At 48.3% G+C, this 26665-nt stretch carries 22 protein-coding genes; 16 read left to right on the top strand and 6 right to left on the bottom strand.

The window, feature by feature from the left end; translation table 11 throughout:
* The first annotated feature begins 140 nt into the window (after positions 1–140).
* The gene (locus BBD42_RS17280) at positions 141–923 is read left to right on the top strand and encodes an SDR family NAD(P)-dependent oxidoreductase (RefSeq protein ID WP_099519167.1); all 783 of its coding nucleotides are present in this window, start codon (positions 141–143) and stop codon (positions 921–923) included.
* Positions 924–1021: 98 nt separating this feature from the next.
* Here BBD42_RS17280 and BBD42_RS17285 read toward each other — a convergent pair whose 3' ends face one another.
* On the bottom strand, positions 1022–2623 hold the full coding sequence (locus BBD42_RS17285; RefSeq protein WP_099519168.1) for a sensor domain-containing diguanylate cyclase: 1602 nt from the start codon (positions 2621–2623) through the stop codon (positions 1022–1024).
* A 594-nt stretch (positions 2624–3217) separates the two neighbouring features.
* Here BBD42_RS17285 and fur point away from each other — a divergent pair.
* The 4 genes from fur to BBD42_RS17305 all read left to right on the top strand — a co-directional run bounded on the left by fur (position 3218) and on the right by BBD42_RS17305 (position 9761).
* Positions 3218–3700 carry a ferric iron uptake transcriptional regulator gene (gene fur, locus BBD42_RS17290; protein ID WP_099519169.1) on the top strand — a complete coding sequence of 161 codons (483 nt, stop codon included), beginning with the start codon at positions 3218–3220 and terminating at the stop codon, positions 3698–3700.
* 195 nt (positions 3701–3895) lie between these two features.
* A complete protein-coding gene (locus BBD42_RS17295) occupies positions 3896–5047 on the top strand; it encodes a response regulator (protein WP_099519170.1) in 1152 nt (383 codons plus the stop codon).
* 114 nt (positions 5048–5161) lie between these two features.
* The gene (locus tag BBD42_RS17300) at positions 5162–7630 is read left to right on the top strand and encodes a bifunctional diguanylate cyclase/phosphodiesterase (protein WP_099519171.1); all 2469 of its coding nucleotides are present in this window, start codon (positions 5162–5164) and stop codon (positions 7628–7630) included.
* Between the two features lie 25 nt (positions 7631–7655).
* Positions 7656–9761, top strand: coding sequence for a putative bifunctional diguanylate cyclase/phosphodiesterase (locus tag BBD42_RS17305; RefSeq protein WP_216364838.1), 2106 nt, complete (start codon positions 7656–7658; stop codon positions 9759–9761).
* A 23-nt stretch (positions 9762–9784) separates the two neighbouring features.
* On the opposite strand, the gene BBD42_RS17310 is transcribed toward BBD42_RS17305, so the two are convergent.
* The 3 genes from BBD42_RS17310 to BBD42_RS17320 form a co-directional block, all read right to left on the bottom strand.
* Positions 9785–10093 (bottom strand): cysteine-rich CWC family protein, encoded by a 309-nt coding sequence (locus tag BBD42_RS17310; protein WP_348272568.1) that lies wholly within the window; start codon positions 10091–10093, stop codon positions 9785–9787.
* 8 nt (positions 10094–10101) lie between these two features.
* Positions 10102–10254 (bottom strand): DUF1540 domain-containing protein, encoded by a 153-nt coding sequence (locus BBD42_RS17315; protein ID WP_074905010.1) that lies wholly within the window; start codon positions 10252–10254, stop codon positions 10102–10104.
* Between the two features lie 162 nt (positions 10255–10416).
* Positions 10417–10752 carry a DUF1904 family protein gene (locus BBD42_RS17320; RefSeq protein WP_099519172.1) on the bottom strand — a complete coding sequence of 112 codons (336 nt, stop codon included), beginning with the start codon at positions 10750–10752 and terminating at the stop codon, positions 10417–10419.
* Positions 10753–10884: 132 nt separating this feature from the next.
* Between BBD42_RS17320 and BBD42_RS17325 the strand changes: the two genes are divergently transcribed.
* The 7 genes from BBD42_RS17325 to BBD42_RS17355 all read left to right on the top strand — a co-directional run bounded on the left by BBD42_RS17325 (position 10885) and on the right by BBD42_RS17355 (position 20420).
* Complete coding sequence (locus BBD42_RS17325) at positions 10885–12258, top strand: aldehyde dehydrogenase (RefSeq protein WP_099519173.1); 1374 nt, start codon at positions 10885–10887, stop codon at positions 12256–12258.
* Between the two features lie 367 nt (positions 12259–12625).
* Positions 12626–14416, top strand: a complete 1791-nt coding sequence (locus BBD42_RS17330) for a sensor histidine kinase (RefSeq protein WP_481855880.1) — start codon at positions 12626–12628, stop codon at positions 14414–14416.
* The gene (locus BBD42_RS17335) at positions 14391–15179 is read left to right on the top strand and encodes a response regulator transcription factor (RefSeq protein ID WP_099519175.1); all 789 of its coding nucleotides are present in this window, start codon (positions 14391–14393) and stop codon (positions 15177–15179) included. The genes BBD42_RS17330 and BBD42_RS17335 overlap by 26 nt, the downstream gene beginning before the upstream one ends.
* A 109-nt stretch (positions 15180–15288) precedes the next feature.
* The gene (locus BBD42_RS17340) at positions 15289–16614 is read left to right on the top strand and encodes an ABC transporter substrate-binding protein (RefSeq protein ID WP_099519176.1); all 1326 of its coding nucleotides are present in this window, start codon (positions 15289–15291) and stop codon (positions 16612–16614) included.
* A 94-nt stretch (positions 16615–16708) separates the two neighbouring features.
* Positions 16709–17590: a carbohydrate ABC transporter permease gene (locus BBD42_RS17345; RefSeq protein ID WP_099519177.1), complete on the top strand. Its 882-nt coding sequence runs from the start codon at positions 16709–16711 to the stop codon at positions 17588–17590.
* 13 nt (positions 17591–17603) lie between these two features.
* Positions 17604–18485, top strand: a complete 882-nt coding sequence (locus tag BBD42_RS17350; RefSeq protein WP_099519178.1) for a carbohydrate ABC transporter permease — start codon at positions 17604–17606, stop codon at positions 18483–18485.
* 219 nt (positions 18486–18704) lie between these two features.
* A complete protein-coding gene (locus tag BBD42_RS17355; RefSeq protein WP_099519179.1) occupies positions 18705–20420 on the top strand; it encodes an ABC transporter ATP-binding protein in 1716 nt (571 codons plus the stop codon).
* A 178-nt stretch (positions 20421–20598) separates the two neighbouring features.
* On the opposite strand, the gene BBD42_RS17360 is transcribed toward BBD42_RS17355, so the two are convergent.
* On the bottom strand, positions 20599–21084 hold the full coding sequence (locus tag BBD42_RS17360) for an ABC transporter substrate-binding protein (RefSeq protein ID WP_099519180.1): 486 nt from the start codon (positions 21082–21084) through the stop codon (positions 20599–20601).
* A complete protein-coding gene (locus tag BBD42_RS17365) occupies positions 21066–21407 on the bottom strand; it encodes an ABC transporter substrate-binding protein (RefSeq protein ID WP_150131565.1) in 342 nt (113 codons plus the stop codon). The genes BBD42_RS17360 and BBD42_RS17365 overlap by 19 nt, the downstream gene beginning before the upstream one ends.
* 296 nt (positions 21408–21703) lie before the next feature.
* Between BBD42_RS17365 and BBD42_RS17370 the strand changes: the two genes are divergently transcribed.
* The 4 genes from BBD42_RS17370 to BBD42_RS17385 are packed head-to-tail and all read left to right on the top strand — an operon-like array spanning position 21704 to position 26638.
* Positions 21704–23041: an LLM class flavin-dependent oxidoreductase gene (locus BBD42_RS17370; protein WP_237163133.1), complete on the top strand. Its 1338-nt coding sequence runs from the start codon at positions 21704–21706 to the stop codon at positions 23039–23041.
* 14 nt (positions 23042–23055) lie between these two features.
* Positions 23056–24738 carry an ABC transporter substrate-binding protein gene (locus BBD42_RS17375; RefSeq protein WP_481855881.1) on the top strand — a complete coding sequence of 561 codons (1683 nt, stop codon included), beginning with the start codon at positions 23056–23058 and terminating at the stop codon, positions 24736–24738.
* A 48-nt stretch (positions 24739–24786) separates the two neighbouring features.
* On the top strand, positions 24787–25713 hold the full coding sequence (locus tag BBD42_RS17380) for an ABC transporter permease (protein WP_099519183.1): 927 nt from the start codon (positions 24787–24789) through the stop codon (positions 25711–25713).
* 28 nt (positions 25714–25741) lie between these two features.
* Positions 25742–26638 (top strand): ABC transporter permease, encoded by an 897-nt coding sequence (locus BBD42_RS17385; protein ID WP_099519184.1) that lies wholly within the window; start codon positions 25742–25744, stop codon positions 26636–26638.
* The last annotated feature ends 27 nt before the right edge of the window (positions 26639–26665 follow it).

The following is a 26665-nucleotide window of genomic DNA, read 5'->3' on the forward strand; positions in this document are numbered from 1 at the left end:
CGTGTTCTGCTGGATGGCAGCTTTTTTTGTATGGCTCTTCCAATATAGTATACTGGAGCATAAGAGACAGCAGGTTTAGACGAAATGGATTGCGGCAATAAGAGTTGAGTTTGATTACTTCATGGATAGGAGGAATTAAGATGGATTTGGGTATGCAAGGGAAACGCGCTATTGTGACGGGGGGAAGCAAGGGAATTGGGCTTGCCACCGCGCTGCGGCTGGCGGCTGAGGGAGCGGAAGTAGCGATAGTTGCCAGACAGGAGGGATCGCTGCAAGAAGCAGCAGAACGGATTGAGCAAGCAACAGGCAAAAAGCCATTGATCATCTCCGCCGATGTATCGGTCGAGGCTGACGTACAGCGGGCAGTTGCCGAGGTGGTCATGCAGCTTGGCGGTATTGATATTCTCGTTAACAATGCTGGAACGTCGGCAGCGCTTCCGTTCGATAAGGTTGAGCCGGATGCGTGGGCAGCCGATCTTGACCTTAAGCTGTATGCGGCCATTCATTTCGCGCGAGCGGCACTTCCTTATCTCCGCGAGGCAGGAGGCGGCTCCATCGTAAATGTGACGGCTATCGGCGGCAAGACGCCAGCAGGCTCCTCGCTGCCTACTTCCGTAAGCCGGGCGGCTGGCCTTGCGCTGACGAAAGCGATGAGCAAGGATTTGGCGGGTGATGGCATCCGTGTAAATGCTGTCTGTATCGGCCTCATTCGCAGCGATCAAATTGAACGCATGTGGAAACGAACCGCTCCCGAACTATCGTGGGAGGAGTTTGCGGCGAGCCCGAAACATGATATTCCGCTTAGACGGATCGGCAATCCAGAGGAAGCTGCGAATGTCATCGCTTTTCTCGTCTCGGAAGCGGCTTCCTTCGTCACGGGAACTTCCGTCAATATTGACGGCGGCAAGGCAGCGGTGCTGTAGCTTCATTTGAAAAATAAACCCGGCATCCGCCATTTTCTTTCCTTTATGCATGCAAGCAGAGGCGCCAGCTGCGACTTGTTTTGTCGCAGCTGGCGCCTCTATACTTCTGCTGCTGCGGCAATCGTCTGGTTGCGGCCCGCATTTTTTGCTTGGTACAGTGCTTGGTCCGCTTTCTGGAGCAGCTCCTCGGGGCTGGTGCCATGCAGCGGATACTGGGCAACCCCCTGTGAAATCGTTACGCGCCCAACGACCGGATCTACGCCTTCCTCGACCGCAATCCGCAGCTGCTCGGCGACTAAATAAGCTTCGGGCAGCGCCGTCTGTTGAAGCAAGATAACAAGCTCCTCCCCGCCGTAGCGGTAGCCGATATCCTCTGGCCGAATGGCATGAATGACCGTTTGCGCCAGCTGCCTGAGTACCGCATCGCCTGCTTGATGCCCAAATTTATCGTTGACCCGCTTGAAGCGGTCAATATCGATAATAATAATGGAGAAGGGCAGCTTCTCTTCCATCCACAACGTCAAAAATTTGATTAAGGTGCGCCTATTCATGAGCCCCGTTAAAGGGTCCGTTTCCGCATCCTTCGTTAATTGATGATGCTGAGCCTGAATAAGCGATCCAACATTGATCGTTGATTTAATAAGCAAATCCGTTTCCCGAATCCAGTGGTTTTTGCGCCAGGTGCTAAGCTCGCCTGCATCCCCAAGCTGGCTGACGAACTGCGAGAGCTTTAGAAACGGATTGGCAATGCGCCGCGCCAATATAATGACCGCGAATATAAGCAGCAGCAGCGGGATCGCAATTGTGACGGCAGCATTTTTGAAATGGTAAACGAGCTGGTCCTTAATGCTTTGCATAGGAGTGGCTGCTACGATGCCCCAGCCATTTTCCTTAACACTAGCATATCCAACGAGCAGCTCGCTGCCGTTTATGCTGGTAATCATTTCGCTGCCGCTTTGCCCAGCCATCAGCTTTTTCACAACCATATTTTTGCTTATGTTTTTGCCAATGAGCATGGGATCAGGGTGAAAGAGCAGATTGCCCTGCTGATCTACAATATAAAAATAAGACTCCAAAAAATCATTCGTATTTTTCTCGAAAATCGTATTCATAACATTATTTTTCTTCAAATAAATGCTGCCGCCAATAAAACCCTCGTATTGCTGGTTTTTGTCATACAGCGGCTCGCTCACCATAATAAATAAATTGCCCGTCCGTTCATCAAAAAAAGGGTCCGATATGCTCGATCGCCTGGATGCCAGCGCTTGCTTCAAGGAGGCTGACGTAATCGGCTCATTGATTAAGCTGCTTATTTCCTCTGTAGCTCCTCTTATAATTCCGTGTTTATCCACGACTACGATAGAATTGAAAAAATTGCTGCTATGCTTCATTAAATTTAAATCCTCATTCATCCGCTGAACTTGATCGGGCTCGTCCCACATGCCCTCCTGTTCGATTTGCACACTGTATTTCAAGCTTAGCCGTATCGTTTTGGTTAGCGCGTCAAGCGTATCGCTCATTTTGCTCGCTTTGGAGAAATTGGTGGATAAGGCCGTACGTTCCATTAAAAGCTTGCTGGACCGGAAGGACGAAAGCAGCACGAGGATAATCGTGACCAAGACGCATAAAAAAACGAGGCCGCTAAGTACGGTTGCCAAGCTGATTTTACGCTTTTTGTACGCCGAGAGAGGGGCTTTCATCGTAATGACTTCCTTTCGTTTCGCTGAAGTATGTCAAAGGAAAACGTTGTATAAAGTGAAGTAGCGAATTCGTTCTATCGCCTGAAAGCTTTCTAACTTCCTATAAAAGTAATTATATGTAATATCAGGGATAATGAAAGAGGAAAATTTAATAGCGTTGTAGCTATGAAATGCCGCTTCTATTGTTATTATCGGTTTTGTGCTAAAATTGGATTTGTGAAATGACTAGCTGATGCTGCTAAATGCACTAATTTGAAAACATATTAATGAAATGGGAGCATGTTGTGAATAAATTCTGAATGGAAGTGAAGCAGGAGAAAATAGCTCGTACCGTTGTGGACAAGCTAGGCTGGTGATTTATATTATACAGCGTGGGCTGTGTTTCAAACAGTAGCAGTGCTAAAGAAAACAATGCCTGCTGCAACGACCTGTTGGCTGCCCAGCATCGCTTTTGGAAGCCGGTAGGGCAGTGTTTTTGCTGTCCAAAGCTAGTATGCTTGCTTTTTTGATATATCTATAATAAAATTAAGATGATAATGATTACAAATTGAGAAATGACAAGCCGCAGAACGATGCAAAGGAGGCTCATGAGCGATGAGCGAACTGGACATTCAAATGGATAAAATTAACCAGCAGCTGAAAGCGAAGGGCTACAAGCTGACGCATCAGCGCGCAATGACTTTAAGAGTGCTGCTGGAGAACGAGCAGGACCATCTCAGCGCAGAGGACGTATATATGCTGGTCAAGAAGTCATACCCGGAAATCGGGCTGGCGACCGTTTATCGGACGCTTGAGCTGCTGACCGAGCTGCATATTGTAGAAAAAATGAACTTTGGCGATGGCGTTGCCCGCTTCGACTTGCGCGACGCCAGCCAAGAACATATGCATCACCATCTGATCTGCGCCAAGTGCGGCGTGCTGAAGGAAATTCAGGAGGATTGGCTGCTTGAGCTGGAGCAGCGCGTACAGCGCGAATTCGGCTTCACGGTTACCGACCACCGATTGGATTTTACCGGCATGTTCCAAGGCTGCAACACCGGCGATTGCAAGCGAGGCAAAGATACGAAAGCGAGTTAATTGCTCATTTTTTGGAGAAATGCATGCATAGAAGCCAGCCATTGGGCTGAAAAACGCTGAATCCACCAAATAAAGGTGATTCAGCGTTTTTTTTTACGGCATATTTTTATTTGGTATTGATAATAAGGCTTAGTAAACCGTTATATAGGTATAGGACTTGCGGCTTAAACTACCAGTTAAGAAGGTGACAAATACATGAAGACTATATTGGTAGATAACGAGCCTCTTACGCTCAAGCTCCTGGAAGAGGAGTTAGGCAAAATTGGGGGCATCGATGTTGTGGGAAGTTTTTCCAATCCTGAGCTGGCGCTTCAGCATATTTTAGCCGATCCTCCGATCGCTTTATTTTTAGATATCGATATGCAGGAGTATGGCGGGATGCAGCTTGCGGAGCAAGTGGTGCAGCAATTTCCGGAAGTTATGCTTATTTTCCTGACTGAGCAAGAGAAATATGCGGTGAAAGCATTCGAGCTTAGCGCTCATGATTATATAATGAAGCCATTCAGCCATGAGCGGTTGTGCATGACGGTTGAACGGCTATTAAAGCGGGCCCGGATTGCTCCTCCAGCTGTATTGCCGGCTGCTGGACCAGCTAAAATGATTCACTGCTTTAGATCGCTGCGTATTGGGCCGAAGGGCGATGAGAGCGCTACGCTCAAATGGAAAACCTTGAAGGCGCAGGAGCTTTTCGCCTATTTGCTGGAGCATCGCGGGAAGCTGATTCGCAAGCAAGATTTGTTGGATCAGCTGTGGCCGGAAATCGAATGGCGAAAAGGCACCTCCCAGCTGTATACAGCAATTTATCAAATTCGGCGAATCATGCGCGAAGAGGGTGTCGGCATCCGGATCGTTAACCGTGATGAGGGCTACACGCTCGATTTGAATGGCGTACTGCTGGATACGGAGGAGTGGGAACGGAAAATCAAGAGAATCCCTCCGTTAACAGATGAAACATTGGAACAGCATCAGCAGATGCTGGAAATGTATCCTGGCGACTACTTGCTGGAATATTCGTATGAATGGGCTGAAAGGGAGCGTCGTCGGCTTCGCACCGTATGGCTGCGCCATGCCCAGCACATTGCCCAGCATTATGATTCCATTGGCAATGAGGCCAAGGCGGCCCAGCAGTATTTGCTTATTCAAAAACAGCTGCCCTCCGAGGAGCAGATTTATTTTGATCTGATGCGCTTGTATGACCGAATGAATGAGCGGTTTGCTGTACAGCGGCAATACGAACAGCTGCTGAAGATGCTAAGGCAGGAGTTTGATGCCGAACCGCTGACATCGGTGCAGCAATGGTACGATCAATGGCAATACAAGCATAGCCAGCGATTGTCGGCGCAATAAGCGAAAGGCCATTGCATAGCTGCTCCGTCTATGCGAAGGATTTTTAATCGTGCAGTATTCTGGTCTAAATTTACTGAAAATTCAAATATTTACCAACTGAAAAGAGGGAAAGAAATGGGGCATCTCCATGGCACCTATGATAGCTCACTGATTATTTTCTCCTACATTATTGCAGCACTAGCGTCGTTTGCAGCTTTGGATCTGGCCGAGAAGGTCGGCATTTCCGGTGGCCGCAAGCGCTGGCTGGGCATTACGATTGGCGCCGTTATTTTGGGAATGGGCATTTGGTCGATGCATTTCGTCGGCATGATGGCCTTCTCCCTGCCAATCGTCGTAGCCTATGACCTGATCGTTGTACTGCTTTCCCTTCTCGCTGTCATTGTGGCCGCATTCACTGCGCTGTATGTCATTGGAAGGGATGAATTGAAAATCGGCAGGCTGCTGGCAGGAGGTTTGCTGCTGGCCACCGGCGTGTCGGTTATGCATTTTGTAGGCATGGAGGCTATGCTGATTGAGATTCATTATGATCCGCTGTTGTTTCTGCTTTCTATTTTTATTGCGTTTGCCGCATCTGTTACCGCTTTATGGCTCGTATTTTATTTCCGCAAAACGAGCAAGCAGGCCATGCTTTGGAAAAAGCTTCTCGCTGGGATGATCATGGGAGCGGCCATTGCGGGCATGCATTACACAGGGATGATGGCGGCAACGTTCAGCTCGGAAATCAAAACGGCGATCTTTTTTGAGATGGTGCTGGCTACCAAGCTGCTTGCTTATGTCATTATTGCTGGAACGCTGATTACATGCATGATGTCGCTAGTGGTTCTGTTTATCTCCAAACGGCTGGAGAGCAAGGAAACGCAGCTCGATGAGCATGAGAAGTGGTACAAGTCATTGTTTGACAACAATCTAGATGGCATTCTTTCAGTTAATATTCAAGGCCAAATTATTGGCTTTAACCCCATGGCACTGGAAATCTCAGGTCTGAAAAGCGAGCAGCTGCTCAATCAGCCTATAAATTTGTTTTTGCCCTATATTACGCCAGACCAGCTTGACCATACAGTAGCGATGTTTACGAAAGCTTTTCAGGGCGAGGCCCAGCGTTATACCTCTGCCATTTTGCGAAATGGGAAGGAGCGCGTAGATATTAGCGTTGTAAGTGCTCCGGTTGTTGTAGGCGGTGCAGTTGTAGGTATTTATGTCATCGCCAAAGATATTTCAGAGGAGAAGCAGGCGGAGGAAAAGGTAAGGTATTTGGCGTTTCACGATGAGCTGACAGGCTTGCCGAATCGCAGAATGTTCAATCAAGTGCTCGATGAAGAAATTGAGAGACCGAAGCGGGCAAGCGAGGGAGCAAGGGAAGACGATTCTATTTTCGCTGTAATGGTGCTCGATATCGATCGATTCAAAATGATTAATGACTCGCTCGGCCATTCTTATGGCGACCTGTTTCTTCAAGAAATGGGCGACCGAATCAGCAGAAGCGTGGAAGGTTATAATGTGCTGCTTGCCCGAATGGGCGGTGATGAATTCACCCTGCTGGTGCCTCATTCTGATTCAGGCATTGTGACGGAAATTGCCGGGAAAATTATTCATGCGATCCAGCTTCCCTATCGTCTCAAGGAAAGCGACTTTTATGTCTCGGCCAGCATCGGCATCGCCTTATATCCGCAGCATGGGACGGATACGAGCCAATTGCTAAAAAATGCAGATACGGCGATGTACGAAGTGAAGAAAAAAGGGAAAAATGGTTTTCAGTATTATTCAGCCGAACTCAACGACAAGCTGCGCAATAAAATCGAGCTGGAAGGCGACTTGCGAAAAGCGGTGGAGCTGGGTGAGCTTGAGCTGTATTACCAGCCCCAGATAAGAGCCGAGGATGAGCGCATGATTGGAGTCGAGGCACTCGTCCGCTGGAACCATCCAACGAAAGGCGTGCTCTCTCCAGGCATATTTATTCCGATTGCGGAGGAGACGGGCATTATTTACGAGCTGGGGACTTGGGTGCTCCGGGAAGCCTGCCGCCAAATGCGCAAATGGCATTTAGCGGGCGGGCCGCTCATCCCTGTGTCGGTCAATTTATCCTCGCAGCAATTCCATCAGCCTTATTTGGCCGAATACGTGAAGGATATTTTGCGGGAGACGGGGCTTGAGCCGCATTTTCTGGAGCTGGAAATTACCGAAAGCATGATGATGGACGCCTCGGTATCGACAGCCATTTTGAACCAGCTCAATGATTTTGGCGTGCGAATTAGTCTCGATGATTTTGGAACGGGCTACAGCTCGCTTAGCTATTTGAAGATGTTCCCGATTCACAAGGTGAAAATCGATCGTTCCTTTATTCGCGATATTACGGAAAATGACAACGATAAGGCGATTGTATCCACCATTATTTCCATGGCCCAGCATTTAAATATGGAGGTTATTGCCGAAGGCATTGAAACGAAAGCCCAGCTGGACATTTTAACTGACAAGGACTGCGAGAAAATACAAGGCTATTATTTCAGCCGTCCTTTGTCCGCTATTGATGTAGAAGAGGAATTTTTCATACCTGGTCGCCAAGAGAAAACAGCATTTCATTCCTGATTCAACAGACAGCGGAGGTGATAAGGTGGACTATTGGAAGAAATCTTTGCCGAATATGTACAAGCAGTTTCCTGAGCCGATTATTACAATCGGAGAAAATGGCGTCATTCTTCATATGAATGAGGCTGCTAAACAATATCAGCGGGGGACTATCCGCGATTTGCTTCCGGGAGCCAGATTGTCAGAGCTGAGACGAATAACGAAGGAGGAGGGCGCAAGGCTTGAGCAATATTTGAACCGGCCAGATGGCACCTGTTCCGAGCGTCATTTTTTATATTTTGACGATTCGGAAGGGGGAGTTATCAGTTGGGAGCTGTACAAGCTCCCTTATGATGCCAGCAACAGCAGCTTAGGCAGCCATCTTCTCATTCGGGATCGTTCGGAATCCATTAGGCAGCAGATGGAAAGCGAGGCTATTAGGGCGCGTTACAACGAGCTGCTGGATATATACTTAGATCCGATTGTCATTCATCAGGACTCAAAAATTGTTTTCATCAACCATGTGGCTGAGCAGACGATTGGCGGGAGCAGTGAACAGCTGCTTGGCCAGGATATTTTTCGGTTTATCCATCCGAGCGATTGGGACAATGTAGCGGAGCGCATAAAAATGATGTATAAGACGAAGCAGCGTACCAATATTAAAGAAATTCAGCTTGTTAGCTTTCGCGATGAGGTTTTTGAGGTTGAAACGATGAGCAAAATGATTGACCATAACGGCCGTCCAGCCGTACTGACGATCATCCGTGATAATAGCGCCCGTAAAAAAGCGGAGCGTGATATGATTCACCAGGCTTTTCATGATTCTTTAAGCGGTTTGCCAAATCGCACCCATTTCAACCAGCAGCTGTCGAAAATGATTGAGCGAAGCAGTGAAAGTCTTAGCGACGGGAGCAAGCAGGTTTCCCGTTTTGCCGTTATGGTACTTGACCTTGACCGTTTCAAAAATATTAACGATTCACTTGGACATGCCTACGGGGATGTGTTCCTGAAGGAGATGGGCAGTCGTATTCAATCTTGTGTAAGAGACAGTGAAACTTTAGTAGCCCGAATGGGAGGAGATGAATTTACGTTATTAATTAGTCGCTTTCAGGATGAGCAGCAGCTTGGTCTGCTCGCAGGAAGGATTACCGCTGCTATTCAGCAGCCCTACCGACTGAAGGACAGCGATTTTTATACGACGGTCAGCATTGGAATTGCCGTCTATCCAGACAATGGACAGGATACGGTACAACTGCTCAAAAATGCCGATACCGCGATGTATGAAGTGAAGCGCAACGGTAAAAACGGGTATCAGTTTTATTCCTATGAATTTAATGAGCAGCTGCAGCTCAGGCTGGAACTGGAGAGCGAGCTGCGCAAGGCAATGGAGCGCGAGGAGTTTCGATTGTACTACCAGCCGCAAATTTGCTCCATTGACAATAAGATGATTGGCGTCGAAGCGCTGATTAGGTGGGAGCATCCAATAAAAGGCATAATCTCGCCTGGTGTATTTATTCCGGTAGCTGAGGAAAGCGACTTAATTTACAGCATTGGCGAGTGGACGATGCGCGAGGCTTGCAGGCAGATGAAGAAGTGGCATGATGAGGGCGTTTTTTTCGCATCGGTATCCGTCAATTTATCGGCAAGACAGTTTCTTCAGCCAAATCTGGTTCAGCAAATTCATGTTATTTTAGAAGAAACGGGGCTTGATCCGAGCTTTCTAGTGCTGGAAATTACCGAGAGCATGATGATGGACGCCTCGCATTCCATTGGAATATTAAATGAATTAAATAGCTGCGGTGTTAAAATCAGCCTCGATGATTTCGGGACGGGCTACAGCTCGCTTAGCTACTTAAAGCATTATCCAATATATAAGCTGAAAATTGACCGTTCCTTCATCATAGATATTACAACGGATGAGAGCGATCAAGCGATTGTCGCCACGATTATTTCCATGGCCAAGCATTTAAAGCTGGAAGTGATCGCGGAAGGGATTGAAACGAAGGAGCAGCTCGATTTTCTAACCAGTCATGACTGCAAGGAAATTCAAGGCTACTATTATTGCCGTCCGCTGCCGGCTCAGGTGCTGGAGGAAAAGTATTTAGCGATCCAAGAGGAAAATGATGGCATATGGGGTGACCTGAAGCATTAACGGCAGTTTGGTTGCGGCAGCGTTTAATCCAATTGAAGGTCCGCTTTAGCTTGTAGGACACACTTCTGGCAGACGCATGACTGATTGCGCTGTGCAGGCGGAATTTGTTCAAGCAGACTTTGTGGAACGCGCTCCCGGAAGCACCAGCAGGAGTGGGGCACTTGCCCTGCTTCTATGGCGCAGCCGTTGGGCCCGCCGCATAATGGGCATTTTATCAAGGCGGTAACCCCCTTTCCTCTAAGGGTAAAAAAAATTTCAATAAAACACTTGATAATAATAATCATTATTGGTAAAATACATAAAGAAAGAAGGGACCGCAACATCCCTTCCATCAGATCAGTTATTTCGTTTCGAAAGTTCGGCAATCTGTTTCGCTAGCTTCGTGTGCAGCATCTCTGCTATTGCTGACGATATAGATTGATGAAGCGCTGCATTTGTTGTCATCTACCCAATGACGGCAAGAGTCGACTTCGCACAATACGTCTTTAGCCATTACTATCACCTCCCATGGTTAGTAGTCGGTGCACAAATATAAAGCTTATTGACCTCTTATTGGCGTAAGGGGTTATTTGTGCTTTGTAGATAGTTACCCGTCTATCTTACCAAATGAAACCATCATTTACAACCTGTCCACTCCTGCAGCTGGACTGATTTATCAGGAGCTGAAAGGCTTGCCCTCTATGTAATAAGCATTCTCGCTGTAGGTGCGAAAGGCGATTTCTGCTTCCCCCAACTCAAGCCTTTCCATGTATCGGTGAACAATAGCGGCAAAGCGGTCCCGAACCTCCTGTCCGCGTTCAAACCAGCCAATTTCAATAAAAGGAAACGAACGATCATCGGCAAGTCCTCCATAAATGGACGTGGTTGCGAGGCATTCTATTGTGAAATTGTCTACTCCGCAATCACAGAGGACAGCGAGCTCTTGAACAAGCTCAGGAGCGATACTGCGCAAGCTAGGTGCAGGCACACCGCGAAATAATAAGTGAGGCATATGAAAGTTCTCCTTCTAATTCATCATTTAAAATTGCATAACTTGCAGTCTACTATAAAGCAAGTTATCTTTATCTTAACAGAAATTCCTATTTAGCGGGGGTTCATTGCAAGGAAAGGATGTTGGACAAAGATGGCAATAACGGTGGCTGAAGTCGTTGCTAGGCAGCGGCAATGGTTCGAGAGCGGCAAGACACGCTCGGTTGAGGCGCGCATTCAGAAGCTTGAAAAGCTGCGCGAGGTAATGCAAAAGCATGAGCAGAAGCTGCTTGCGGCTTTAAAGACGGATTTGAATAAATCGGAGTTTGACGCGTATGCAATGGAGCTTGGCCTCATCTATACGGAGTTTAGGCATACGATTAAGCATTTACGAGGCTGGGCGAAGCCAAAGCGCATTAAGACGGCTATGACGCATATTGGCAGTACGAGCAAAGTCATTTCGGAGCCTTATGGCGTTGCAGCCGTTATTGCACCATGGAACTATCCGGTCCAGCTGGCGCTTGTTCCGCTTATTGGAGCGATTGCAGCAGGCAATACCGTCATTTTGAAGCCTTCAGAGCTGGCGCCGAATGTAGCGGGCTCCCTGGCAGCGATCCTGGCAGAAGCCTTTGAGCCGGAGTGGGCTGCGACGGTACTTGGCGATGCCGAGGTTAGCACGGAGCTGCTGGCAGAGAAGCTCGATTATATCTTTTTTACCGGGAGCGTTGGCGTTGGCAAAATCGTAATGACGGCAGCTGCCAAGCATTTGACGCCGGTTACGCTGGAGCTGGGCGGCAAGAGCCCCTGCATCGTGCATAAAGATGCGAATTTGGCGCTTGCAGCGAAGCGGATTGCATTTGGCAAGTTTACAAACGCTGGACAAACCTGTGTTGCACCGGATTACTTATACGTTCATCAAGAAGTAAAGGAACGCTTCGTCAAGCTGCTGAAGACTGCGATTGAAGAGCTGTATGGCAGCGAGCCTCTCCATAATGACAGCTACACGCATATTATTAGCGATCGGCACTTCGCGAGGCTTGCCAGCTTTATGAATGACGGGCGCATTATAATTGGCGGAGACAAGGACGCTGCGCGCCGGGTCATTGCGCCAACGGTACTGGAAGATGTGGATTGGCAGGCGCCAGTTATGCAGGAAGAAATTTTTGGCCCCTTGCTTCCGCTTATGGCGTTTCATTCGATTGAGGAGGTTATGTCGGCCGTTGCCGCGCGTTCGCATCCGTTAGCGCTGTATTTGTTTACAGAGAGTACGGAGGTGCAGCGCCGGATTACGAGGGAGCTGTCGTTTGGAGGCGGCTGCATCAATGACACTTTAATGCATATGGCATCGCCGCATTTGCCGATTGGCGGAGTGGGGGACAGCGGCATGGGCAGCTATCACGGGGAGAAAACCTTTTATACGTTCTCTCATCAGAAAAGCTTGCTAAAGCAAACAACGCGCTTCGATATGCCTTTCCGCTACCCGACGTCCAAGTGGGGCAAGAAGCTGATACGCAAGCTGCTCAGATAATTGCAATTGTAAAGCCTCCTGAATTTTAGGAGGTTTTTTTTATACAACGAAAACGGTACTATTCTAAAGCGATTTGCAAAATAATGTTTTCTCTAGTCGAAAACGTTAGGGGAAACCGGTTTTAGAAGCTATCCAATATTCGGAAAGCAACCAGTAAGCTTAAATTTTGTAATTACTGTATGGTAACCCTCCCTATATAAAATTTATGGAAAACAAAGTAGAATATACGAACGAACAATAGGATGGAAAAGAGGCCGTAACGTGAAGCTAACTCCAGAGCAATTTTGAGAATCAGCTAAAATTGCAGCAAGCCCCTGTCAAGTGGCGGCTTATTCAAGTAGTTTCGATAAAGTTACGATAGAAAGGAATGTGTCTCTTGAAGAAGCTAGGACAGTTAAATACGCTGCGCAACCAAATATTAATTGGATTTATGCTGGTTATGGTTATCGTGCTGGCATCGGTCGGCTACTTTACGTATGGCCAGGTTTCCGTGCTCTTGCGAAACAGTGCGGAGAAGCATATTCAACAGACCGCCGTTCAAGCTATGGGGAAGCTTGATGTGCTTCTGGGACAAATCGATACGCTTACCGCGCAGGTGGCTACGAATGCGTCTATCCAGCGATTATTGACACAGGAAATATTTGGTAATAAAATTCACTTTGAAGAGCGTCAGTCGCTGCAGCAGGAAGCGCGGAAATATGAAGCGTATGTCACGGGGATCCGAGCGTTTGAAATGTACAGCAGCGATTATAGAAGGCTGTTTCCGCTAGATGACATTAGTCTGGAAAGCCGGGTACCGAAGGAGTGGATTGACCAAGCGGATAACGGCAAAGGTCGCTTGGTATGGCTTGGCTTTGACCCACAGGATGCAAACGTTGTCATTGCTATTCGCCATATTCGCTTAGTGGACCGTTCCTTCATCCATGCTGGCTATTTGGTCGTTTATATTGAAAAAAGCTATTTTGAGCTTACAAATGCCGTAGCTGAAAATGAGAATGAAACACGGGAGCATATGGCTTTATTTGATGGAGCGGGCCAAGAAATTTTTTCGGATTTAGCTGTGGATGCCAGTGAGGAAAATATTCTTGATCATGGCGAAGAAGCGATTACGGTGGGCGATGAATCGTATATTGCGATTGAGCAGCAATCGAAGGAAACGGGGTGGAAGCTGGCGATATTGACACCTGTAAATTATGCAACGGCAGGCATTTCAGTTCTACGGACTGCTATTCTTGTATCTGGTGCGGTCGGGGGATTGTTGTTTCTGGTATTGAGCTTTATTTTGTCAACGATGATTACCAGACCGATATTAAACTTGATTAAAGCGATGCGGGGTGCTAGATTTGGCACGTTGAAGGCGAACCCGAACACCTCCTCAACCATGGAGATCAATGAGCTCAATCATACATATAACCAAATGGTAGATTCCTTGAACGAACTCATTGAGGTCGTCTACCAAAAGGAAATAATACAAAGTCGAGCAGAACTGAAAGCGCTGCAAGCCCAAATTAATCCTCATTTTCTGTTTAACACATTGGAAGCATTCTATTGGGAGCTTGATGATAAAGGGGAAGAGGACCTTGCGAAAGTCGTACTCGCCATGTCAGGCTTGTTTCGTTATGTAATCAACCGAACCGAGGATGATGAGTGGGTTACGATAGGTGATGAATTGGAACATGCGGAGCGTTATTTAAGAATTATGGAGATGCGAATGGTGGACAGACTGTCGTGGCGAATAGAGGCGGCAGAGGCGTGCAGGACTGTACCCGTGCCCAAACTATTAATCCAGCCGCTCGTAGAGAACGCTATCTTGCATGGAGTCGAGCAGCGAGTCGGGCCGGGGACGGTCGTCCTCCGTGCCGAGCCTTCAAGTCGGGAAGGGTTTATGCGAGTAACGGTAACGGACGATGGACCGGGCATGGATGCCGCCGCATTGGAGTCTCTCCAGGCATTCATGAAAGAAGGTTATGTGAGCAGCAATAAAGGTACAGGTGTTGGCGTGTCAAATGTGGAGCGAAGATTGAGGCTTTATTATCATGCGGCTGGAAGCGGGCTGTGCATTGAGAGCGAGCTTGGCCGCGGAACGTCCGTTACGTTTGATATACCTTATAGATTGGAGGGGAATGAAAAAGATGAAGACTATCTTAGTCGTGGATGATGAACCTAGAACAAGGCAGGGGATTCGTAAAACGCTGGAAGCGTGGTCCTGCGGCCGGCATCGGATCGAAATGGCATCCAGCGGAGTGGAAGCTTTAGCTTGGCTGCAGCAAAATGAAGCTCATCTGCTCGTAACCGATATTAGAATGCCAGAGGTGGGTGGCCTGGAGCTGGTCGAACGATTAGGCAATCTGACACCTCCCCCTGTAGTTATCATTATTTCCGGGCATCCTGAATTCGATTACGCTCAGAAAGCGCTCCAGCTTGGGGTCGTCTCTTATTTGCTAAAGCCATTAGTTAAAGAAAAATTAGTGCAAGCAGTCGAGCTGGCTTTGAAGAGGGAAGAAGAGATAAGCAGGATGGTAAGAATGGAGAAACTTTTTGACCCCAAATTACTGGGGACGGTGCAAGAGGAGAAGCAGTACAGCATTCAAGTGCGTGAAGCGATGCGCCATATTGATGATCATCTGAGCAAGCAGGTAACCATGCGTGCAGTTGCAGATCATTTGCATTTGAATGCCAGCTACTTCAGCGTTCTATTTAAAGAGCAGACAGGTCTAACCTTCAGCGATTATTTAAGCCGCAGACGAGTGCAGCGGGCTAAGGAGCTGCTGGTCAATACGAGAGACTCTATAGCAGAAATTTCAGAGCAGGTGGGCTACCAAACAGCAAAATATTTTGTCAAAGTGTTTCGTTCCATAGAGGGCACTAGTCCAGGGCAGTACCGTCAAAGCGTCTCTAATTCAGAAAAAAGTATCCAATAATTATGGTATTACTCCCAATGCTTATGTCCTTACGGCTTGCGAACAGTGTTGCTACAATCTAATAAAGCGGATTTAATACGCTTACATTAGAATTAAAGGGGATGTAAACGTGTTCAAGAAAAAAGGATTGATGCTCTTATTGGCGTTTTGTCTGGTTCTGGTAGCAGCTGGCTGCGGCACAAACAGTAATGAAAGCAGCGGCGGCAGTAAGGAGACCGCAGGCGAGAGCGGCGAGCAGGTTACGATTAACTTTATGCATTTATGGCCAGAGGGTGTGTCAGCAGGCCAAAACAAAATCGTAAATCAAATAATAAAAGCCTATCAGGATGAGCATAAGAATGTGACGATCAAGCAAGAAGTGCTGGATAACGAGCAATATAAAAACAAGCTGAAGGTGCTTTCGGCATCCAATAAACTGCCGGATGTCGGTGTAACGTGGGCGGCCGGGTTCTTGCAGCCGTACGTGGAAGGAAAGCTGTTTACACCTGTAGACGACTTGCTTAGCGGCGAGCTGAACGGCAAGTTCGTATCCGGTACGACAGAGGCATATGCGATTGATGGTAAAACGTATGCGCTCCCACTTGAATTCAACATTGCTCCGGTTTACTATAATAAATCCATATTCGAGAAATACAAGCTTGAAATCCCGCAAACCTACGAGGATTTAAAGGCTGTTGCAAAAACACTTTCTGAAAATGGAATCGCGCCGATTGCGCTTGGCAACAAGGACCGTTGGACGGGTTCGCTTTGGTATATGTACCTAGCTGATCGAATCGCCGGACAGCAGACATTATCCGGTGCGATAAACGGCGAAGGAGCCTTTACAGACGAAGGGTTGCTGCAAGCCGCGACTGAAGTACAGACACTGGTAGACAGCCATGCATTCGTGAAGGGTTTCAACGGTTTGTCCAATGAGGAAGCAAAGTCGGAGTTTCTGAATGGCAAAGCTGCTATGTATATGATGGGCACATGGGAGCTGCCAAACTTTACGACAAATGAAGATATCCCGAAAGAATTCCGTGATAGTGTTGGTTTCTTTAAATTCCCGAAAGTTGAGGGCGGAAAAGGTGACATTAACAGCTGGGTAGGCGGTCCGGGTGTCGGTCTATTCGTATCCGAAAATTCTGCGGTAAAAGAGGAAGCGAAAGCATTCATCGAATACTTTGTAACCCAGTGGGGAGAGCAAGCGGTGACGGGTGCGGGCGTTATTCCTGCGACTAAAGTGGATACATCCAGCATGGAGCTGCCGCAGCTTTACATTGATTTATTTAACGAAATGAATCAAGCAAGCAGCATTACCTTGTTTGCAGATGTTCAAATGCAGGCGAGTGCAGCCGAAACTCATCTGAATATGATTCAAGCTCTGTTTGGAAAGGCAGTGACACCTGAGAAATTCTCGGAAGAGCATGATAAAGCCATTTCCGAAGGGAAATAATCGCCCCTGAGATTGATCGGTGGAAGACATAGCTGCGGGCATGGCTCCACTATGTCTTCCGCCCATTCATTATGAAGGAAAGGAGTCGGCCCATTTGGACAAAGTGCTTTCTAACAAAAAAATAATTGCTTTATACGTGCTGCCGTCTCTGTTATTAATATTAGCTATTGTATACATTCCGATTGTTTTAACCGCTTATTATGGCTTGAACAAATGGAATGGCATTGGGGCGATGACCTTTGTAGGGTTGGATAATTACCTCGCGTTGTTTAAGGATGCAACTTTCTGGAACAGCGCGTGGCATTCTCTGCTGCTTGCCGTTTTCTCGGGAATAAGCCTTCTGCTCTACCTTATAGTAGCAATGGTGTTAGCCGCGCGAATTAACGGAGCTAATCTATTTCGCAAAATCTATCTCATCCCTATGCTTCTATCATCGGTAGCGATTGCGCAGCTCTGGCTCAGAATCTATCATCCAACTAACGGCGTGCTGAACAGCATGCTGGAATCACTTGGTTTTGCCAATCCTCCCGCATGGCTCGCTGAGCCATCGCTCGTATTGTATGCCTTATTTATTCCGATTTTGTGGCAGTATGCGGGTTTTTATATTTTGATTTATTATGCGGCTCTAAAAAACATCCCGGCGTCACTTGAGGAAGCAGCCAAAATTGACGGAGCGAATGCCCTGCAAATTGCTTGGATGATTAAGCTGCCGCTTGTGATGGAAGTAATTAAAGTAACGATTGTACTGGCTGTTGTGGGTTCATTGAAATATTTTGATTTAATCTTTGTTATGACAGATGGCGGTCCCAATGGGGCAAGCGAAGTTATGGCCTCGTACATGTATCATGAAGCGTTTCGAGCCTACGATTTTGGATATGGCAGCGCAATCGGCTTTTTTCTGCTCGTTATTTGTTTGGCTGTCACTTGGGTCATTCGCAAATTAACGGCCTCAAAGGATACGATCCAATACTCGTAAGGAGGAAGACTTCATGGTTACTAGAAATATAAAAATCCGGAATGAGCTGCCGGAATTAAAACCGGGGATCGGCATCAAGCTGGGGTATAGCGTTCTATATGCCGTTTTGATTGTGGTAGCCGCGCTGCAGCTATTTCCTCTTGTCTGGCTGTTGTTTTTCTCTCTTAAAAACAATCAGGAGGTATTCAATCTCCCGCCCTTGTCCCTGCCGATGAAGCCTCGATGGGAGAACTATGAGAAGGTTTGGAGCGCCGGGAACATTGATGTTTATTTTTTCAACAGCGTCTGGATCACCATTTCAGCTACGGTTATTACTGTGATGCTGGGCAGTTTAGTCACTTATGCCGTCACAAGAATGAAGTGGAAGGGCAGCTCGCTAGTCCTGGGCCTATTCATGGTGGCCATGATGATTCCGGTTCATTCCACGCTAATTCCGCTGTTCAGCCTGTTTAATAAAGCGGGGCTGACGGACCATCCCCTGTCTCTGATTTTATCTTATGTTGCTTTTAACATGCCGATAACGATCATGATTTTGCTGGGGTTCTACTATGCGCTGCCGCGCGAGGTGGAGGAAGCCGCTATCATTGACGGCTGCTCGGTCAACCGGATGTTCTTCCGGATTATTTTCCCGATGACAAGCTCCGTGCTTGCTACAACGGCGATCATCAACATGATTTATAACTGGAATGAATTTATTTTTGTTAACACGTTTATTAGCTCTGATTCTTATAAAACGTTGACTGTCGGCGTGCAAAATTTTATCGGTCAGTATACGACGGATTGGGGGGCCATTGGAGCCACTCTCATGATTAGCATTCTTCCGATTTTGATTACGTTTCTGTTCCTTAGCAATCGTATTGTTGAAGGGATTGCGGCAGGTTCGGTTAAAGGGTAAGCGATTAATTAATTATTAGACCTAACTTTTCATGTAGGTCTTTTTTTGTTTTTTAAATATTGTAAAAGGGGATGTATTATTTTTTTGGTAATCTCCATTTTGTCCATTGCTTTAAAAAGGGGGCTGCGATAAACTGGGAATGTTGATAATTATAATCATTATCAGCGTTGGATTATTTTTCAATTAGTCTTGCCATTATGATAGAAGAGGAATGATGACATGCTTCGCCGTTTTTTTGAATATTACCGACCTTATAAAGGGTTGTTCATACTGGACTTCTCCTGCGCGGTTTTTGCAGCCTTGCTGGAGCTGGTGTTTCCGCTTGCCTTGAACCGGGTCGTAGATGATTTGCTGCCTTCGGGCAATTGGAAATGGATTTTATGGGCCTGTGTAGGCTTGATTGGCATTTATATTGTAAGTGCGTTTCTCCATTATGTGGTGACGTATTGGGGGCATAAGCTGGGCATTCAGATTGAGTCGGATATGCGCAGCAGGCTGTTTAACCACATTCAGAAGCTATCATTCCGTTTCTTCGACAATAATAAGACGGGGCATCTTGTCTCTCGTATGACGAATGACCTGATGGATATCGGGGAAATTGCCCACCACGGGCCGGAGGATATGTTTATTGCAGTTATGACGCTGTTTGGCGCATTCGGGCTCATGCTGACCATTAACTGGAAGCTGGCGGTGCTGACCTTTATTATTATTCCGCTGATGGTCTACCTGTCGCTGTATTTCAGCCGCAAAATGTCCAAGGCGTTCCGTCGGATGTTTTCCGATATTGCCGACTATAATGCCCGCGTTGAAAATACAGTAAGCGGCATTCGCGTCGTTCAAGCTTTCTCCAACGAGAAGCATGAAGTGAATCAATTTGAAGTGAACAATGGCCGTTTTCTGCAAACGAAGCTGGTCGCTTACCGCGTTATGGCTTGGAACTCATCGATCAGCTACATACTGATGAAATTCGTTTCCTTGTTTGTACTCGCTTGCGGTACATGGTTCGTTATTCAAGGTCAAATGACGTTCGGGGAATTTATGGCATTTGTCCTGCTTTCGAATGTGTTTCTAGGCCCAATTGAAAAAATCAACTCGGTTATTGAGACGTATCCGAAGGGAATTGCCGGCTTCAAGCGTTATTTGGAGCTGCTCGAGACGGAGCCGGACATTGAGGATGCGCCGGATGCGAAGCCGATTAGCCGCCTGGAAGGAGAAATCACATTCCGCGATGTTTCCTTCGGTTATGAGGAAGGCAAATCGATTTTGAATCATATTGATTTGACTGTGAAAACAGGAGAGACGGTAGCTCTTGTTGGACCATCGGGAGCCGGCAAAACGACGATATGCAGCCTGCTGCCGCGCTTCTATGAGGTGACGGGCGGGGCGATTGAGATTGATGGCCTCGATATTCGGAAAATTAAGCTCGATTCGCTGCGCGGCCAAATCGGTATCGTCCAGCAGGATGTGTTCTTGTTTGATGGCACGATTCGTGAAAATATCGCTTACGGCAAGCTGAATGCCACTGAGGACGAAATTTGGGAGGCGGCTCGCAGAGCGCAGCTGGAGGAGCTTATTCTTTCGCAGGGCCAAGGCCTTGATACGCTTATCGGCGAACGCGGCGTCAAATTGTCTGGCGGACAGAAGCAGCGTCTTTCCATTGCCCGCATGTTCCTGAAAAATCCGCCGATCCTTATTCTTGATGAAGCGACCTCGGCGCTTGATACGGCTACGGAAGCAGCGATTCAGCAGGCGCTGGCTGAGCTGTCCAAAGGGCGCACGACGCTCGTTATTGCGCATCGCCTGGCGACGATCAAGAACGCTGACCGCATCGTGGTCGTTACGGAGGAAGGCATTAAAGAGCAGGGCAGCCATGATGAGCTGCTGGCCATTAAAGGTGTATATAACCGCCTGCATAAAGCGCAGTTTGGCGCTTAGCAGAGGCTGCTAGATATTAACTAGACAATACAAACTGGACACTACTAACTAGACACTAACAGCGTAAGTGGATGGAAAAAAGGCTCAGCATGAGGGAATTAATCTCATGCTGAGCCTTTTGCAATTCATATCAAGGTTGACAAACCGCAGCTTGTGATTATGGCTGAGGCAGCAGGAATTATTTTTTCCTAATGGCTGGCAGTTGATCAAGCAGACGCTCCATTGTAATCGGGTCTGAGAAATTCCATTTCGTCGGCATGTAGATGACTTGACCATTTTTCACTGCGGGAATGGACTTCCAAATCGCGCTTTGTGCATAGGATTCGGAAGCAGCGCGCGCTGCATCGTCCTCATCCGTCAGGACGAACAGCCAGTCGCCGGCAAAATCAGGCAGCAGCTCATTCGATATGTTGGCGAATCGTTCATTTGCGTCAATCAGGTTCTTCTGTATTTCTGGGGCTGGCGTATAGCCAAGCGTATGGTACAGCGTAGCCGCGAAGCTTTTATCGCCCATGACATAGAAGTCTTTGCCAAGCAAAAGGAAGACAGATGCGCTTTCTCCCGTTTGGACGTTAAGCTTGGCCACAACCTCTTTAACTTTTGCCTCATAGGAAGCAATCCACTCCTCAGCCTCCTGCTGCTTGCCTACAATATCGCCAAGCATGCGGAGGCGCTCTCTTTAATAATGCCCAGTGCTGCGCCAATAGGCGTTACGCCGAGTGCCAGCATGTCGCCAACATCGCTCCCTGTATAAATAATGCGCTTCGCTTCTGCCGGAATTTCAACCGTATGGCCCTTCGAGTCCGTGTACGTGCGTGTTTGCGGCGCAGCATCAGTGGCTGCTTCTGCACTTGGCTGAGCGGATGCCGCGGAGCTTGCCGCAGGGCTTTCGGCAATAGAGTTATTTGCTCCACATGCGGACAAGAGCATTCCCATCATTAGAGCAAAACTTGCCGCAGTCGTGATAACATTTCTAGTTGATTTCAATTTGGTAGCCCCATTTTATTTTAACTTTAGAAAATGAGAATCATTATCGAATACAACTTATCATAAGGGAGGCTGCAAATACGTTCAATGGACAAACAGCAATAAATGCTTGGGACAAAATCAAGCGCCGCTTCCTCTTAATAAGGGATCATCGATTTTTTTAATGCCAAAATAGAAAAGCTCTATTGGCTTTTATTCGGCAATCGATGGTAAACTCGTTTCAATCATTATTAAATACGACAAAACCACTAGGAATAATAAAATTAAAAGCAGGCAACCAACAGGAGGGAACAATCTTGACAACAACTAAAAAGAGACAATTGAAGCTAGGCGCCATTTTGCACGGAGTAGGCGGCAACATTGCCGGATGGAGACACCCGGACGCACAGCCTGATGCCAGTGTTAATTTTGAATTTTACAAGCAGCAGGCACAGAAGGCGGAAGCTGGCAAGTTTGATTTTGTGTTTATTGCCGATGGCTTATATATTAATGAAAAATCAATTCCCCATTTTCTAAACCGTTTTGAACCATTGACCGTTTTATCTGCGCTTGGCGCCGTCACATCGAAAATTGGTCTAGTCGGCACGCTCTCTACTTCCTATAGCGAGCCTTTCACCGTAGCGAGACAATTTGGCTCGCTTGATCATATTAGCGGCGGCCGTGCAGGCTGGAACATTGTGACTTCGCCGCTTGAAGGCTCGGCAAAAAACTTCGGCAAGACCGAGCATCCCGACCATCCGACCCGTTACCGGATTGCGAATGAATATTTGGACGTGACCCGGGGGCTGTGGGATTCGTGGGAGGATGACGCGTTTGTTCGCGATAAAGAAAGCGGCCAGTTTTTTGACCCGGAGAAGCTGCACACCTTGAACCATAAAGGCGAGTTTTTCTCGGTACAGGGACCGCTGAACATTTCGAGATCGAAGCAGGGCCATCCGGTTATTTTTCAAGCAGGCTCGTCGGAGGATGGCAAAAACTTCGCTTCCAAAGTAGCGGATGCGGTATTTGCCCATTTTGAATCCATCGGGCAGGGCAAGCAGTTTTATGATGATGTAAAGGGCCGTGCGGCTGCGCATGGACGCTCGTCGGACGAGATTGCGATTTTGCCAGGCATTGCGCCAATCATTGGCGATACGGATGAAGAGGCGGAACGCAAATATCAGGAGCTGGCGCAGCTTGTCAATATTGAGAAGGCGCTCGATTATTTGGGACGTTATTTCGAGCACCATGACTTCTCGCAATATCCGCTAGATGAGCCGTTCCCTGAGCTGGGCGGCATTGGTCAAAACAGCTTCCGCAGCACGACGGACCGCATTAAGCGGCAAGCGAAGGAAGGCGGCTTGACGCTTCGCCAAGTGGCGCTTCAAGAAACGACGCCGCGGCCGACGTTCATTGGCACTCCCGTTAAAGTGGCGGATCAAATCCAGCAATGGTTTGAGCAGGGCGCGGTAGACGGCTTTATTGTTGGAGCATCTATCCCGACGGGTCTGACGGAGTTCATTGACCAGGTTGTGCCGATTTTGCAGGAGCGCGGCCTGTTCCGCGAGGAATATGAGCATGACACGCTGCGCGGACATCTCGGCGTGCCTGTGCCGGAAAACCGTTATGCCAAAACCAAGGTGACGACCGTTTAGGGAGGATGAGAGATATGAGCACAGCATTAAATAAACGAGTCATTTGGATGAAAATGGCAAGCATGGCGTTAGCGGTTACTCTCGTGCTGGCAGGATGCAGCGGGGGGACGGGCAAAAACAGCGCGGCGGCTGGCGGAAGCGGTACTGGCGAGGCGCCAGCCGCTTCGGCGGAGCAGAGCAGCACGCCTGCTCCAGGCGGAGAACTGAGCTATGCCCTTGCGACCTCTCCCGATCAGCTTGATCCGCATCGCAGCGGCCTTGCCGTTGCGGTCAGGGTCATTCGTACGCTTTACGACACGTTGGTCGTCCAGCTTCCAGGCGGAGAGATCAAGCCTTGGCTGGCAACGGAATGGTCGGTGTCGGAGGATGGCAAAGCATACACGTTCAAGCTTCGCCAGGATGTAAAGTTTCAGGACGGCACACCTTTCAACGCTGAAGCGGTGAAATATAGTTTTGACCGGATCATTGATCCGGAGACGAAAGCTGCGAATGCATTAGCACTCGTTAGGCCCTATGAATCCTCGGAGGTCATTGACGAGTATACGGTCAAATTGAACCTATCCGAGCCGTCGCAGGCGTTCTTGGGCAATGTAAGCCAAGCGCTGCTCAGCATCGTGTCGCCGACGGCGGCGAAGAAGGACGGCGATCAATTCACCAAGCATCCCGTCGGAACAGGGCCCTTCAAGTTTGTGAAATGGGATGAAAATTCGGAAATCGTCGTAGAGAAAAACCCCGATTACAACTGGGCGCCAGAAACGGTCAGCCAGCAGGGCGCGCCGAATTTGGATAAAATCATTTTCAAAATTGTGCCTGAGGAGGCTACGCGGATTGGAAGCGTACAAAGCGGGCAAGTGCTTGCCGCTGAGACGGTACCCCCGCAAAATATTCTCTCCTTAAAAAATGATGCGAACAGCCAGCTATATCAAGCCAACACCGTTGGCCTGCCTTATACGCTGTTCATTAATCATAGCAAGGCGCCATGGAATGAACTGAAGGCTCGGCAGGCGCTGCAGCTTGGCATCAATGTCGAGGCAATTGTCAAAACGCTGTATCTCGGAACTTATGAACAGGCGTGGTCGCCGCTGTCACCGGGCATTTTCGGCTATGACGCTTCGCTGGAAGGCGGCGTAAAGCCGGATATCGAGAAAGCGAAGCAGCTGCTTGACGAGCTGGGCTGGAAAGCAGGGGCCGATGGCATCAGGGAAAAGGACGGCAAGAAGCTGACGCTCCATTATGTCGATGGCTCGCCAAACCGCGAGAAGCGCAATGATATCGCCGCTATTGTGCAGCAGCAGCTTAAGCCGCTGGGCATTCAGGTAGATGTGGAAATTACGAAGGATGTCGCAACCGTCGTTTATGGGAACAATAACTATGACCTATATGGCAACAGCCAAGTGAATTCTGATCCTAACGCGCTTTATTCCATCTATCACACAACAGCGCCGGGGTCCCGTCAAAACTTGCCGAATTTAGCCGATCCTGAGCTCGATAAACTGCTTGAGGCTGGCGCAATCGAGAAGGACCAGACGAAACGTGAAGCAATCTATAAGGAAGCACAGCAGCTTATTATTAATAAGGCCGTCATTATTCCGATTTATGTGTTCCCTTATACAGTAGCCGCCTCGAAAAAGGTGCAAGGATTAGCTTTTGACTCGCTGGGCTATCCGATCTTTAATGATGTGTATATAACCAAGTAATCATATCGCAATTTTATAATAAAAGTAGGAAAGGAGCGGAGATGCAGCATGTTAAAAGCGGTAAGCGTTCGGCTTTATACGTCCTTGCTGGTGCTGGTCGGCACGATGGTGCTCGTCTTTTGTATCGTCAATGTGCTGCCCGGCGACCCTGCGCTCCTTATTCTTGATCCGTCTTCGGCCACACCGGAGATGATTGCTAACCTGCGGGAGCAGCTTGGGCTAAACCAGCCGTTCTATGAGCGGTTTGGCGAATATTTTCTGCATGTGCTCCAGGGCGATTTTGGAAAATCAATCGTAAATTCGGAGCCGGTACTGCCGAAGATCGTCGAGCACTTTCCCGCCACGCTTGCTTTGACGGCGTTAAGCTCGCTTCTTGCGGTCATCATCGGCGTCACGCTAGGCGTGCTGTCGGCCATTCATCGCAATCGCTGGATTGACATCGTCGCGCGAATCGTTGGTTTATTCGGCATTTCGATGCCGACATTTTGGTCGGGCATTTTACTTATTCTTATTTTTTCGGTGCAGCTGGGCTGGTTTCCGGCTATGGGCTCGGATGGCTTCAGCACGCTGGTGCTCCCCGCCATTACGCTGGGCTTCGTTGGTTCAGGCTTTATCGTGCGGATGGTTCGCAATAGCATGCTTGAAGTCATAAATGAGCCGTTTATCGTCACGCTGCGGGCGAAGGGGCTGCCAGGGCGCTTCATCATGTATAAACATGCGCTGCGAAATGCGCTAATTCCGGCATTGACGATGGTTGGCGTTATTATTGGCGATTTGATGGCCGGAACGGTCGTTATTGAAACGGTGTTCTCGCGCCAAGGCATTGGGCGAATTATTGCCGATGCGATTATGGCAAAGGATTTGCCAGTCGTGCAGGGCGTTATTTTTTTCTCGGCGATCGTGTATATTGTTGTGAATTTGCTTGTGGACATTTCCTATACGTTGATCGATCCGCGCGTAAGGCGTACCCAGTAGCGCAGGTAGAAAGGGGCAAAAGATTCATATGAAGCAAGCCGTCATTGGCAAACAGATATGGCAAGAGAGCAGGGCAGAAGGTGCTGCGAAAACCCGCAAATTAATAAGGCTGGCGCCTGCGGACCTGCTGATTTATGCCGCAGCGCTTATCGTATTGTTTATTATCAGCTGTGCTTTATTTCCGAGCTTGATTGCTCCCTATTCGCCTACGTTGATGGATACGGATCAAATCATGCAACCGCCAAGCCTTCAGCATGTGTTCGGGACCGACTATTTTGGACGTGACGTATTCAGCGTTGTCGTGCATGGCAGCCGGGATTCCTTGCTGATCGGTTTCGTATCGGTGCTTGTCGGCTGTGTGACGGGCGGAGCGATTGGAGCGATAGCGGGATACATTGGCGGCGTAGTCGATGCTGTATTTATGCGGATGATCGACGTGCTGATGACGATTCCGGGCGTGCTGCTGGCGCTTGCGATTGCAGCGGCGCTGGGGCCAAGCCTGATGAATGTCGTGCTGGCTGTTGCGGCGGCATCGATACCCGGTTACGCGCGTGTGATGCGCGGGCAAATCATGAGCATTAAAGGCCGGCCCTTCATTACCGCCTCCCGCTCAATTGGAACGTCCAGCCTATCGATCTTTGTAAGGCATGTGCTGCCGAATTCTTTATCGCCGATGTTTGTCATGGCGGCAATCGGCATTGGCACGGCGATTTTGACCGGAGCAGGCCTTAACTTTCTAGGACTTGGCACGATAAAAGAAATTCCAGACTGGGGGGCGCTGCTCTCTCAGGGCCGCGGCTATTTGACCGTAGCTTGGTGGATTTGCACCTTCCCGGGCCTTGCCATCACGCTGTTTGTTCTCTCCATTAACATATTGGGTGACAAGGTTCGCGATCAATTAGATCCAAAGCAAAGCAGAGCATAAGACAGGATGAGACAGCAGAGACGCCGG

The organism is Paenibacillus sp. BIHB 4019, assembly GCF_002741035.1.
Lineage (GTDB): Bacteria > Bacillota > Bacilli > Paenibacillales > Paenibacillaceae > Pristimantibacillus.

Coding starts and splice junctions, on each gene's coding strand:
- BBD42_RS17280 (WP_099519167.1), top strand. CDS start 141: ATGGATTTGGGTATGCAAGGGAAACGCGCTATTGTGACGGGGGGAAGC.
- BBD42_RS17285 (WP_099519168.1), bottom strand. CDS start 2,623: ATGAAAGCCCCTCTCTCGGCGTACAAAAAGCGTAAAATCAGCTTGGCA.
- fur (WP_099519169.1), top strand. CDS start 3,218: ATGAGCGAACTGGACATTCAAATGGATAAAATTAACCAGCAGCTGAAA.
- BBD42_RS17295 (WP_099519170.1), top strand. CDS start 3,896: ATGAAGACTATATTGGTAGATAACGAGCCTCTTACGCTCAAGCTCCTG.
- BBD42_RS17300 (WP_099519171.1), top strand. CDS start 5,162: ATGGGGCATCTCCATGGCACCTATGATAGCTCACTGATTATTTTCTCC.
- BBD42_RS17310 (WP_348272568.1), bottom strand. CDS start 10,093: ATGGAAGGGATGTTGCGGTCCCTTCTTTCTTTATGTATTTTACCAATA.
- BBD42_RS17315 (WP_074905010.1), bottom strand. CDS start 10,254: ATGGCTAAAGACGTATTGTGCGAAGTCGACTCTTGCCGTCATTGGGTA.
- BBD42_RS17320 (WP_099519172.1), bottom strand. CDS start 10,752: ATGCCTCACTTATTATTTCGCGGTGTGCCTGCACCTAGCTTGCGCAGT.
- BBD42_RS17325 (WP_099519173.1), top strand. CDS start 10,885: ATGGCAATAACGGTGGCTGAAGTCGTTGCTAGGCAGCGGCAATGGTTC.
- BBD42_RS17330 (WP_481855880.1), top strand. CDS start 12,626: ATGTGTCTCTTGAAGAAGCTAGGACAGTTAAATACGCTGCGCAACCAA.
- BBD42_RS17335 (WP_099519175.1), top strand. CDS start 14,391: ATGAAGACTATCTTAGTCGTGGATGATGAACCTAGAACAAGGCAGGGG.
- BBD42_RS17350 (WP_099519178.1), top strand. CDS start 17,604: ATGGTTACTAGAAATATAAAAATCCGGAATGAGCTGCCGGAATTAAAA.
- BBD42_RS17355 (WP_099519179.1), top strand. CDS start 18,705: ATGCTTCGCCGTTTTTTTGAATATTACCGACCTTATAAAGGGTTGTTC.
- BBD42_RS17360 (WP_099519180.1), bottom strand. CDS start 21,084: ATGCTTGGCGATATTGTAGGCAAGCAGCAGGAGGCTGAGGAGTGGATT.
- BBD42_RS17375 (WP_481855881.1), top strand. CDS start 23,056: ATGAGCACAGCATTAAATAAACGAGTCATTTGGATGAAAATGGCAAGC.
- BBD42_RS17380 (WP_099519183.1), top strand. CDS start 24,787: ATGTTAAAAGCGGTAAGCGTTCGGCTTTATACGTCCTTGCTGGTGCTG.
- BBD42_RS17385 (WP_099519184.1), top strand. CDS start 25,742: ATGAAGCAAGCCGTCATTGGCAAACAGATATGGCAAGAGAGCAGGGCA.